Annotated in this window: 15 protein-coding genes; 4 read left to right on the top strand and 11 right to left on the bottom strand. The window is 35.7% G+C overall.

What is annotated here, in order from left to right:
- Window positions 1-28: 28 nt before the first annotated feature.
- The 9 genes from AWW72_RS06870 to AWW72_RS06910 form a co-directional block, all read right to left on the bottom strand.
- Window positions 29-1321, bottom strand: a complete 1293-nt coding sequence (locus AWW72_RS06870) for a terminase large subunit domain-containing protein (RefSeq protein ID WP_062846849.1) — start codon at window positions 1319-1321, stop codon at window positions 29-31.
- Window positions 1281-1799, bottom strand: coding sequence for a DUF2280 domain-containing protein (locus AWW72_RS06875; RefSeq protein WP_062846850.1), 519 nt, complete (start codon window positions 1797-1799; stop codon window positions 1281-1283). The genes AWW72_RS06870 and AWW72_RS06875 overlap by 41 nt, the downstream gene beginning before the upstream one ends.
- Window positions 1800-1858: 59 nt before the next feature.
- On the bottom strand, window positions 1859-2503 hold the full coding sequence (locus AWW72_RS06880) for a putative metallopeptidase (RefSeq protein WP_062846851.1): 645 nt from the start codon (window positions 2501-2503) through the stop codon (window positions 1859-1861).
- Window positions 2460-2939, bottom strand: coding sequence for a hypothetical protein (locus AWW72_RS06885; RefSeq protein WP_062846852.1), 480 nt, complete (start codon window positions 2937-2939; stop codon window positions 2460-2462). The genes AWW72_RS06880 and AWW72_RS06885 overlap by 44 nt, the downstream gene beginning before the upstream one ends.
- Window positions 2940-3048: 109 nt before the next feature.
- Entirely contained in the window at window positions 3049-3480 is a 432-nt protein-coding gene (locus AWW72_RS06890; RefSeq protein ID WP_062846862.1) for a hypothetical protein, read from the bottom strand.
- Between the two features lie 214 nt (window positions 3481-3694).
- Entirely contained in the window at window positions 3695-4078 is a 384-nt protein-coding gene (locus AWW72_RS06895) for a hypothetical protein (RefSeq protein WP_062846853.1), read from the bottom strand.
- Between the two features lie 128 nt (window positions 4079-4206).
- A complete protein-coding gene (locus AWW72_RS06900) occupies window positions 4207-4599 on the bottom strand; it encodes a hypothetical protein (RefSeq protein ID WP_212815493.1) in 393 nt (130 codons plus the stop codon).
- Window positions 4600-4854: 255 nt separating this feature from the next.
- Window positions 4855-5154 carry a hypothetical protein gene (locus tag AWW72_RS06905; RefSeq protein ID WP_062846855.1) on the bottom strand — a complete coding sequence of 100 codons (300 nt, stop codon included), beginning with the start codon at window positions 5152-5154 and terminating at the stop codon, window positions 4855-4857.
- A gap of 236 nt (window positions 5155-5390) precedes the next feature.
- Complete coding sequence (locus AWW72_RS06910; RefSeq protein ID WP_032872106.1) at window positions 5391-5600, bottom strand: hypothetical protein; 210 nt, start codon at window positions 5598-5600, stop codon at window positions 5391-5393.
- A gap of 346 nt (window positions 5601-5946) precedes the next feature.
- On the opposite strand from AWW72_RS06910, the gene AWW72_RS19420 reads away from it, so the two are divergent.
- Entirely contained in the window at window positions 5947-6123 is a 177-nt protein-coding gene (locus tag AWW72_RS19420) for a hypothetical protein (RefSeq protein ID WP_171254689.1), read from the top strand.
- 271 nt (window positions 6124-6394) lie between these two features.
- On the opposite strand, the gene AWW72_RS06915 is transcribed toward AWW72_RS19420, so the two are convergent.
- Window positions 6395-6625, bottom strand: coding sequence for a hypothetical protein (locus tag AWW72_RS06915; RefSeq protein ID WP_062846856.1), 231 nt, complete (start codon window positions 6623-6625; stop codon window positions 6395-6397).
- 536 nt (window positions 6626-7161) lie between these two features.
- Here AWW72_RS06915 and AWW72_RS06920 point away from each other — a divergent pair.
- The 3 genes from AWW72_RS06920 to AWW72_RS06930 all read left to right on the top strand — a co-directional run bounded on the left by AWW72_RS06920 (window position 7162) and on the right by AWW72_RS06930 (window position 9475).
- Window positions 7162-7563 carry a (deoxy)nucleoside triphosphate pyrophosphohydrolase gene (locus AWW72_RS06920; RefSeq protein ID WP_062846857.1) on the top strand — a complete coding sequence of 134 codons (402 nt, stop codon included), beginning with the start codon at window positions 7162-7164 and terminating at the stop codon, window positions 7561-7563.
- Between the two features lie 2 nt (window positions 7564-7565).
- Window positions 7566-8405: an HNH endonuclease gene (locus AWW72_RS06925; RefSeq protein WP_062846858.1), complete on the top strand. Its 840-nt coding sequence runs from the start codon at window positions 7566-7568 to the stop codon at window positions 8403-8405.
- A gap of 242 nt (window positions 8406-8647) precedes the next feature.
- Window positions 8648-9475 carry a hypothetical protein gene (locus tag AWW72_RS06930; protein ID WP_155858547.1) on the top strand — a complete coding sequence of 276 codons (828 nt, stop codon included), beginning with the start codon at window positions 8648-8650 and terminating at the stop codon, window positions 9473-9475.
- A gap of 60 nt (window positions 9476-9535) precedes the next feature.
- Here AWW72_RS06930 and AWW72_RS19425 read toward each other — a convergent pair whose 3' ends face one another.
- Window positions 9536-10210, bottom strand: coding sequence for a DUF6988 family protein (locus tag AWW72_RS19425; protein WP_171254690.1), 675 nt, complete (start codon window positions 10208-10210; stop codon window positions 9536-9538).
- Window positions 10211-10264 lie beyond the last annotated feature (54 nt).

The following is a 10264-nucleotide window of genomic DNA, read 5'->3' on the forward strand; positions in this document are numbered from 1 at the left end:
AAAAAAGCACCTGTAAAAGGTGCGTTGGTTAATAAGACATACCGCCGATACGACGCCGTTTAAATACTTTCTGGATAATGATTGGAAATCGCTTGGCTATCGGATAACCGCCTGCATCACCCACGTGATCCAGACCAGCACTTTTATCAGGCATTCCAAATGAGTCGTAAATTTGCTGTTCTAAAGTTGCAGTGAAGTTTGGACATTTATTGGTATTTACTTTTAAAGTCCGCTCACCCTCTGCATTCAGGATCTGGGCATTCACAGCATTGATCCGGTCTTTAATGCCAGGGTTAACGCCGTTCACTTCCACCTTAAAACCATTCCTTTTAAGAATTGCATGATCTGACTCACTAAAGCCTTTGGAAGAAGTCGCTTGACCTGAGGCATCTGGTATCACTGTAATGTCATGCTCTGGGAAACGCTCCTTGATCAGATAACACATAGTCGGTGTGTCTCTCACTCCCACCAGTTCATCTAATGCACGGGGATGACCTTCTCTAATGACATAAACCACGGCGGCCATTTTCAGTACGTTAAAGTCCATCCCGATGAGTAAAGGTTCATTCGGGTTAATTTCCTCATCCGTATGATTGAGAACCCGATCAAAGTCTGGATATACAGCACCACTGGTTAAGTTTACGAATTGCCCTTTCAGATAAGCTGAAATCAATTGTGGCGGATAAGACTCGTACAACGATGAAATATAATCATCTGGCAGATTGGCTTCATTGTCATAGGTTGAAGCCTGAATCATTCCATACAGTGCCCGCTTAGCTGGTGTTGAATTGGCTTCTTTTACAAATTGCTCATAAGTGAACTTAAAGCCTTCAGGTGTGGTGGCAACATCAATACCATTTAGCAAACCCGCTTGTTTGTATCGCATACGTGCAATGATCTTACGCCATGACTGCTGCGCCTTAAGCATTGCCATAACATCAAGCTCATCAATTAGCGCATGACCAATCTTGAAACCGACAATCGTTGCGGGCTTTTCCATAGAGCGACATATGATTGTAGTTCTATACTGACGGCCATAATAAATATCGACTTCCTTATTGGTTTCATAAACCTTGGTTTTAAGCCCCCAGTCAAATGCGACTTCATCAATTGTAGGAAAGAAGATGTCACGGATCTGCGGGTAAGTCGGTGCAAAGTAACCCAATGGAACTTTGGGAAACTCCCATGCTTTATTGCATAAGCTTGAGCATCCTACCCAAGTCTTTCCCGAACCAAACCCAGCAACAAAAGCACGGAACTTCTTCTCCATCTGTAAAAAATTAGCCTGAGGCACATTCAGTGTCGGATTGATATTCGGCATCTTTCTTACTCGCATCTACAACTTGTATGGTTACTTTTACTGGTGTTGGATCGTCAGCACCTTCGCCGTCACCATTCCTGATTTTTTCAATCTCAAGCTGTTTTAATGCAAGATCCAGCAACTGTGCTGAATGACCATGCATTTCATCCTTTACCTGCTTAATAATGTTCTGCTTAGTGACCTTGTTCCTGGTTGTGTCATACATCTTTTGCAGTTCATTAATACGAAATGACTTATTGGCCAGTGGAATATCAAAAACATTGTTCCTAAAATCTTCACGTGTCTTTTCGAACAAGATTTTCAGTTTCTTGCTTAGATTTTTCCCTGTTGCTTTTGTTGGATCGTAGAGAGCTACCTGTTGTCGCTCAATTTCAATGTTAAATTCTTGCTTTACAGCATCCGCTACCTGTTGAGGTGTTTCCATGCAAGCAAGCGACTGAACTATAAAGATTTTAACAGGCTCTTTAAGTGCCGCCATACCTACCTCTTCGTAAAGCTACGTAAAGCAAAATAGATAAAAAAAATGAGCCAAAAGGCTCAACTGATTATGCAAGTACCACAGCATCTGGAAATATTTACATCGTTTACAAACGGCGTTTGCTTCGCCACTTCAACAAGTCGCTTCACGTCTTCGCTTGCTCCCCATCGTTTAACGACACCCACAAACTCTTCAACGTCATGGCCAGCAAGATAATGTTTAGGCAGGCCTGTCATATCGCTGTAGAGAGGCTCACCATCTTCGGGATCTCGCTCCACTCCAATATGGTAGAGCTCATGTTCGATTAATGCACAAAAGTCCCGATCTGAAGCTTGTTCGCAAAAACTGGCATCAATAGTGATGAGGTAAACTGGCACATAACCAAACCAGTCTCGCATCTGCTGCTCTTGTCGAGCTTTACGCCAGCCGCCTTGGTTGAACATCACCTTTTCACACTGGCCGAGGACCATACGCTTTTTGGCTACACAAGCAGATGATGCCCAAGCAAACGCCAGAAACTCTTCACTGTCATGGATGAGTTCAGCAATATGATCATGGTCTGGATTATGTAGTGGTCCACCAATTGTTAGGAAATTATCAATTACCCACTGCATTAGGTCTGGTGCCGGTGCTAAACGGATCGCCTCATCCTCTTCTGCTTTATCCATCAATTCCGTTGGTGGAAATGGTCTGATCTGGCTCATTAAATTTCTGCCTCTTTATACTTTTAAGCCACTGGTCTGCGTAGCTTGCTTCAATCTGCGTTGGTCTTGATTCATCAATCTTGTATCGGCTAGATGATTCAATCCTTACAACGGTGTAACCCTTTTCCCAAGCCTGATCATATTTATCCAGACTCCAAGCTTTATTTGCCAATTTACCTTTACGGCCACCAGACCAAGGACCACCAGAAATCTCAATTAAGATCCTATCCTCAATAAGGTGAAAGTCGTAACGCCAGTGTTTTGTTGATTTAAACTGAAAAAGCTTTTCGTACTTAATCTCTAATATTTGTAAAGCACGTTCCAGATCTTCAAATGTATCTAAATAGGATTGTTTGGCTTTCGGAAGTGGTCTGCTTTTGGGTTTAGTTTTGGTTGGATGTTTCCTTGTGAGCTCGAAATATTTTGCCGTTTCCATAAATTTCACCCATTAAAAAACCCACCTAAGTGGGCTTATTTTTTATCAATCAATTTCACCAAACTATTTTATTGTTGTTCAACTAGCTGTTGACATCCTACCTTTGATATTATTTGTCTAATAAGTATAGTAAATCTCTATCATCAATTTCCTTTTTCCTATATTGCTTCATATGCTGTTGATATTCTTCTTCTGAAATGACTCGTCTATCAGGTGTAGACTCCTTGATCTTTGAATAACTTTTATTATCTAAAGACTTATTTTGGTTAGAGTATCGAGCTTTGTCATAAGCGCTCATACCCGATGTTTGAAATGGATCTCTATAACCTTGCGCAGCTTGATTAAAATTATGATTTGCCCATTTCATTTTTAGTTGATTTGATAGCTCAAAAAAATCTACATTCTCACTGCTGTTATTCTTATTATGAATATCTTCATCTTTAGCAATTAAGATAGATGGTTTTTTGCCGAAAAAATCATCGGCACTGCATACAGGACTAATAACTACTAAACTTATAAAAAATAATAGTACTTTAACCATCAAGTGCATACGCTCATTAAAAATCATCATAATGCATAAATTTCATATAACTTTTACAAAAAATATATCACTTCTAATCATATTCTTTTAGTGATTTTTTCAGTCCTTAAAGGTTTTGCTTAGCCTTAAGCGACGGCGTATTTCGTGGTTTTTCTTACGCTCCAGCTTTCTTGTGAAGAGCGATTAAATCACCCTCGTGAATTCATGCTTTAGATCAACCTTTTCCGATTCTTAAACGCCAGCTTGTAGAACCAATCTTTCTAATTTTAAGAATGTATAAATATTTTTGTTGCTTTTGATCTTTATACATATCAAATTCAATCACACCTTTGTTTTTCTCGCCAAAGATATCAACCTTATAAGAATAAATTAGTTGTATATCTTTGTTATAGCCTCTATCACCAGCCCCTCTAATAGAATAATCTTCAATCTTCCCAAACTTTTCATATATTGTTTGGTCTGTATATATGACTGATTCAACTCGCTGAATATTACCTTTGCTATTGATCATAAGATGTATAAGACCCCAACCAAGTAAAATAACGCTTATGAAAGCGATATTTCTTTTTTTCTTTAGATCTTTAAATTCAATAAACATATGCAGAGATAATTTTTTGGAAATACTAATCTATCAGAATACTTTCAACTTTTCTTGCATTATTGAGTCGCAATACAGGTTTAAATGGTATAAAAAACCTCCCGAAGGAGGTGTTTATTATCTTTAAATTACATTGGGCAACTTTCATCACTTCCATTAGCCGCTCTCTCGAGTTTTGGGAAAATCCTTTTCCACATAACAGTTGCAGCAACCACATCAATTTTTAGGCTATCAGATTCATCTAGTTTATTAATTTTTATACCCAAACTGTATAGCTTTGGGTCAACCCCCATGTAAACCGAATAGCTAACCTGATCATTTGCTTTAGATTTTTCAAACCCCATTTCAGGGCCTATCTGTGCATGGTTCAATACTAGTTTTGCTCTATTTTTACTGTTATAGCATTTATTCAAAAATTTCTCTAAATTTCCCTCAACTGACGTCAAATCTTTATTAACTATAAACTGGTCTTTTGCAGATCCCATATTTTGCAGCTCTTGAGGACTTTTGGGAAGTGACATGCAAGCGGTTAAACTCATTGATAGAAAAGCAATATAGATTGATTTCATTTTTTTGATAATTGATTGGTTGAAATTAACAAACAATATAGCAAAGAAAACCTAAAAGCTCACCTTTCAATGAGCTTAAAAAATGAAAGCCCCGCCAATAACAAGTATATCAGCGGGGCTTCTTATGCCTAAGTACAGTATGCTAGATAACTCACATTACGTTATTAAGGTTGAGAGATGAGACGTCCAGAAGTAGGTCTTTCAATTTTAGTCATTACACTTAATATTTAATGTTGCTGTGATTTGCCCTACAGGAACTGGGCCAGCTTGTGTTGTATACGCCATACTCTTCTTTAAAGATAAGTCATCGCTCAATTTTTCATAACCTTTACCTTTACACAAGGCATCAGCTTTTTTATCCAATTTGTTCGTTAAAGTATTCGATGATGCCAAAGCACTACCATTAGTTTTTAAGAAATAGGTGTTTTCACCTGTCTTTTTTACAGTGGGTATTAATTGAACACAACCAACCAATAGAAAAGGAAGGATAAAGATTATTTTTTTCATAGATCTAAAAATGAGTGTTAGGTAAATTTGGAGCAAATAATATATGAAACAAACAAAAAAGCCCACCTTTCGAGGTGTCACCTTTTCTACACATTAAATTAAGATAAATATGGATCTTTTGAGCCAGATTTATTGGCAATCACTTATGTCTCAGTATAGGGCAATTGTACACATAACCAAAAGCGATATGGTTTTACCTTTATCTATCTCATAAAAAATCCGCCGAAGCGGATCTTTTATTTTATATAGTAGCTACTACCATCGGAACTATTAAAAACCCAATCTAAAGTAGGATAAATAATTTCACCTTTAATCAAAATATATTCAATTTTTGCACTTTGGATACGTTTTCTTGAAAGTGTAACTTCTGTATTTTCTTCTAGATAGCATGCCTGTGCACTTCTTTCGCTACCCTGATAATCAACAACTGTAATATCTTTTAGCATCTATATGCTCCAGTTTAATCATCCATAGTATGCTTAGGAGTACATTTATACAAACTATAATTTTCTAACTATCAAGTTTTATTAATTTTAGACTTTTTAAAATAATCTTGATCAAAAATATATGTGTTCTTTATGTACCCCTACTTGAAATTTACAACGTATGTTTCCAGCCATTAAGTGATAAGTCTCAAGCAGTTATATATAATTGATTTTATTTGTGAAATATTTTATCGAGATAAATATCATCTGCAGCACATATCCATACATATAGGTCTTATAACTACCGTAGTGTAACGGCTTTTAAAGCGTACTATGGGCTCTCCACAGTGATGTTAAGAAGATAAAAATGTCAGGTTTCAAAAGTTTTTCACAAAATACAACCGCTCATGCAAATACAATTAAAGCTCAATCAAATGAGCCTACGGAAGTAAATTCCCCAACTGAATCTCAACCTTCACAAGTTCCAGGTCTCGATAAAGACCAGTCAGGAAATAATGAACAACCAGATCCTAACAACAAATAATTTCTTATTAATAGAACCTTAACTAACTTTAGGTTCTGTTACTATAAAGAGTAAATTAGTGCACTGATTTATTTTACTATTAACTACCTTTATCAATTTGATTTGTTTAGTTATTTAAGAAATTACAACCATTCATTCCCTAAAATTGATATGACTAGTCTCTCAGATCTGAGGGGCTTTTTTAATTTTTATTGAACAGTTTTTTTGATTTAATATCGTTCTTAATACACACAGCCCATCTTTCGATGAGCTAAATCCTTTGTAAAAAAGATTACGATAGATATGGATATTTTTGAGCTAAGTAATTATTCGCAATCCTGGTCGTTACTGCATAAGGCAATTCAGCACAAAGCCAAAAACGATATGTATTTTCACCAATGATATAGCTTTGCCGATTGTATGTAGACTTTTTAGTTGAATCTATCTCGCTTGCTTCAAAGTATGTTCCTTCACGGTTAGTCACTACTACACCGTCTAAATCACCACCTATACAGATGTGCATCATACTTATCCTTAAATTTATGATTCACAGCTTAACACATAAATTTAAAAGGCCTGCCAAGAACATGTATATCAGAAATGGTTTTTATCAACTACGTACATGACTTATAACTTTAAACCTTAAAGATGTGCTCAATTCTTCAATCGAGTTCATCCTTCTTCTTTCTCTCAAAATTCTTCTACGCCTCTCATGGGCCGCCTCAAATTTTGCAGTAATCAAACTTTCTTGCTCTTGTTCCATGTCAGGAATGTATTCAATCACTCTACTCATCCTTTATTAATTACATGCATCGTAGTATTGTTAAATCATGTGCTTAAAAGATGCAAGTAATTTACATGTTATAATCAAGATAAAGTTTTTTTAATTGAATACAGCAATATCACAGAGAACTATAGAGCAAAAAAAGCCCATCTTTCGATGAGCTTTAATTTCCATGATCTACTTAAACTTCGACCACTATAACGTAAAAATAGCATTTGCCCTGCGCAGGGTCAAGTAGTGTCATTAAAACAAGAAATTATCATATAATCAGCACCATGAAAAAATTAAGCGTTGTAGCAGCAGTAATCATCCATGAAGGGAAATATTTATGTGCTCTAAAGGGTGAGCATAAATATTCGTATTTATCACATAAATATGAATTTCCTGGTGGAAAAGTTGAGCCCAATGAAACGGCTGAGCAAGCACTTATACGTGAGATCTATGAAGAGCTGAATCTGACCATTGATGTAAAGAGTTATCTTTTAACTGTTGAACATTCTTATTCAGATTTCCAGATTGAACTAGCCACTTATTTATGTGAAGCCACGAGCATTGATGAATTGGTAATACATGAACACCAGGATATCAAGTGGTCTCACATAGAAGAGCTCGAACAACTTGACTGGGCTGCAGCTGACCTACCTATTGTCCAATATTTACTAAATAACAAGATTTAAGCATGACAAAAGATTTTAAAAATTTAGAACCTGGTACCGTTTTAGATAATGCAGGACTTTGTGAATATTTTGGTTGTTCACCACAAGGTGGAATGCGCCGGTCTCTTAAAACAAATACCCTAGTGATCATTTCGAATCACGTTGAATCTATCTATGAAGATAGATGGATTGGTGATGAGCTTCATTACACCGGTATGGGACAAGTTGGGAACCAAGAGCTTAAAAGTCAGAATAAAACGCTCGCTGATAACCATACTAACGGTGTTTCGGTTCATCTATTCGAAGTATTCACAGATAAAGAATATATTTACCAGGGCCCTGTTACGCTTATTAGTGAGCCCTATCAAAAGATTCAGCCAGATGCGAATAAGCATGATCGTAACGTTTGGATCTTCCCGCTTAAGCTATTAGATACTCGTACTACAATTAGTGTTGAGACTATCGTTAAAGCTAGCCAGAAGAAGCAGCGTAAATATAAAAGAAAATCGACTGAGCAACTTATCGCGGATGCCAAAGCTTCAGCACAGACAGAAGTTAGCTATCGTAATACCCAGACTAAATATTACATCCGTTCGGATTCTATTGCTCAGTTAGCAAAACGTTTGGCTAATGGTATTTGCCAGTTATGTGAGCAACCTGCTCCTTTCAAAGATGCGAATGGAGAGCCCTACCTGGAGACTCACCACATTGAATGGTTAGCACACGGCGGTGCTGATACGGTTGAAAATACTGTGGCACTTTGCCCGAATTGTCATAAGAAGATGCATATTGTGAATGCTGAGGCTGATCGATTAACGTTAAAATACAGAAATCTTATTTTATCTAATATACAGGACACATAAGTACTCAGCTTACAAGAACATCATCTAAATCAAATTACCAAATGATCTTTTAGAAACGAATGTAATGAAGGTAAATCAACATGAATTAATGCGAAATAAAATACTGAACTCGTTGTCCCAAACAAAATTTTAACAATCTAACATCTATATAAATCAACACTATGAAATATAAACTAAGTATAGACTTTGCCATTTTAAGCTCAATAATTTCAATTTTTCTTTTCACTTGTGGCTACATCTATTTGGATAGCTATACCCATTTTTTTGGATATAATCAGTCTTCACTCGGCTTCAGCTTCCAAGATTATTTAATTTATGGATGGGTTAATAACCTTCTCACTCTTTTTTTTATCTTTGTTGTTTTTATAGTTATTTCCCTAGTCAATGCTCTTCAAGAACAAGATGTTTATGAAAGTGTCTCTAAAATAATTTTAGGCATTTTTATTTTTGTATTTCTTATACTTTGGAAAATTATTTCTAAGATATGGGTTTATATTGCAATTATACTATTGATTTGTATATCTAAATTTTTATTCCTTCTTATATTTTTACCTGTAAAAAAAATTTCAATCCTAATTTTAAAAGTTGTTGCATTTGTCCTTGAAAAAATTTTCCAAAAGCTTAGTCCTTTTTTCTCTCCAATATTTGATCAAGCTAAAAATTCAGTGGGCTGGAAAGGTAAAAAAGATAAGGAAAAATTAGATAGTGCTATGAATATATTTAGCTTTCACTATGTTTACTTTGCACTTTTTTATTTGATGTTTATTGCAGTTCTTACTTATGTCATATATGTTGGACGAGTTGGAGCGAAAGAAGCACAAAAAGAATTTTCCGCCCAATCATTTGAAAATATTATTGTAAAAAATGAGCTTTTGAATGAATGGATTACTAAAAAAAGCTTCAATATAAATTATCCTGTTTCCGCGAAACTACTTCTTTGCGGCTCAAATAAGTGCCTGATAGGTATTCCTACTTCTAACATTAAAAATAAAAATTCTGAGACCATACCGATCCATCATAATTACTTGATTATGACTGTAAATCCGGAGCAATACATCATCATTAAGTAGATTAATTTAGATGAATTATTTTCCTATATCAAAGCGCCATCAAACTGATGGCGTGTCGATCTACCTAAAATAACCATCCACTCTTGTCCTTAAGTTTTCATCAACATCCTGATCTAAATAAAAGCATTCTCTATATTTCTCAATCAGATGATGTATGAACTTCTGTTTATCAGGCACCGTGTGTTTAAGCATGAGTTGTGCAGCTGCTGTAATCAAGTTATTTGACTGTTTCATCATGATAAGAAGCATATCTTCCGCATAACCCATTACATCTCTAGTAAATGACTGTTTACCCGTATGAACAAAAGAGTTGAGCTGTTTAAGATGATATTTTTTGAAATTAAATAAATGCTCAATGACAGGCTTGGCTTCTAAATTTGCAGAACTAAGTTTTTCTAGCATCTCACTAACCATTGGACATGTATCACTTTCAAATTGTTCTTCAAAAGTATAGCCAAAAGTTAGTTTAGTTATTTGGTGATTCGATGCAATAAACAAGATCCAATAAGCCCTCACCACTGCTTCAAATTGAGCTCGAAGTAATATCATTGCCTGAGTAGCTAGCTCAGTGGTCAGCAGTGTATTTACAGCGATCCCATGTTCGAATGAGATGTAAATACATTGTTCTGCCAAATCCAGTCTCGGCCCACAATCATAAACCTCACTTTTAATGATTTCTTGTTTTAGTTCCAGAATCATCTTTAGAGATAATTCAAATAGCTCTGTTTTATTCAAAATTCATTTCCCTGTTTTTTTGTAATTCATTACAGAAGATAACCAATTATTTTT

This window comes from Acinetobacter sp. NRRL B-65365, assembly GCF_001605865.1.
Lineage (GTDB): Bacteria > Pseudomonadota > Gammaproteobacteria > Pseudomonadales > Moraxellaceae > Acinetobacter > Acinetobacter vivianii.

What these genes read in the sequence shown, in the direction of transcription:
- AWW72_RS06870 (WP_062846849.1), bottom strand. Translation starts at nt 1,321, where the DNA reads ATGCCGAATATCAATCCGACACTGAATGTGCCTCAGGCTAATTTTTTA.
- AWW72_RS06875 (WP_062846850.1), bottom strand. Translation starts at nt 1,799, where the DNA reads ATGGCGGCACTTAAAGAGCCTGTTAAAATCTTTATAGTTCAGTCGCTT.
- AWW72_RS06880 (WP_062846851.1), bottom strand. Translation starts at nt 2,503, where the DNA reads ATGAGCCAGATCAGACCATTTCCACCAACGGAATTGATGGATAAAGCA.
- AWW72_RS06885 (WP_062846852.1), bottom strand. Translation starts at nt 2,939, where the DNA reads ATGGAAACGGCAAAATATTTCGAGCTCACAAGGAAACATCCAACCAAA.
- AWW72_RS06890 (WP_062846862.1), bottom strand. Translation starts at nt 3,480, where the DNA reads ATGGTTAAAGTACTATTATTTTTTATAAGTTTAGTAGTTATTAGTCCT.
- AWW72_RS06895 (WP_062846853.1), bottom strand. Translation starts at nt 4,078, where the DNA reads ATGTTTATTGAATTTAAAGATCTAAAGAAAAAAAGAAATATCGCTTTC.
- AWW72_RS06900 (WP_212815493.1), bottom strand. Translation starts at nt 4,599, where the DNA reads ATGTCACTTCCCAAAAGTCCTCAAGAGCTGCAAAATATGGGATCTGCA.
- AWW72_RS06905 (WP_062846855.1), bottom strand. Translation starts at nt 5,154, where the DNA reads ATGAAAAAAATAATCTTTATCCTTCCTTTTCTATTGGTTGGTTGTGTT.
- AWW72_RS06910 (WP_032872106.1), bottom strand. Translation starts at nt 5,600, where the DNA reads ATGCTAAAAGATATTACAGTTGTTGATTATCAGGGTAGCGAAAGAAGT.
- AWW72_RS19420 (WP_171254689.1), top strand. Translation starts at nt 5,947, where the DNA reads ATGTCAGGTTTCAAAAGTTTTTCACAAAATACAACCGCTCATGCAAAT.
- AWW72_RS06915 (WP_062846856.1), bottom strand. Translation starts at nt 6,625, where the DNA reads ATGCACATCTGTATAGGTGGTGATTTAGACGGTGTAGTAGTGACTAAC.
- AWW72_RS06920 (WP_062846857.1), top strand. Translation starts at nt 7,162, where the DNA reads ATGAAAAAATTAAGCGTTGTAGCAGCAGTAATCATCCATGAAGGGAAA.
- AWW72_RS06925 (WP_062846858.1), top strand. Translation starts at nt 7,566, where the DNA reads ATGACAAAAGATTTTAAAAATTTAGAACCTGGTACCGTTTTAGATAAT.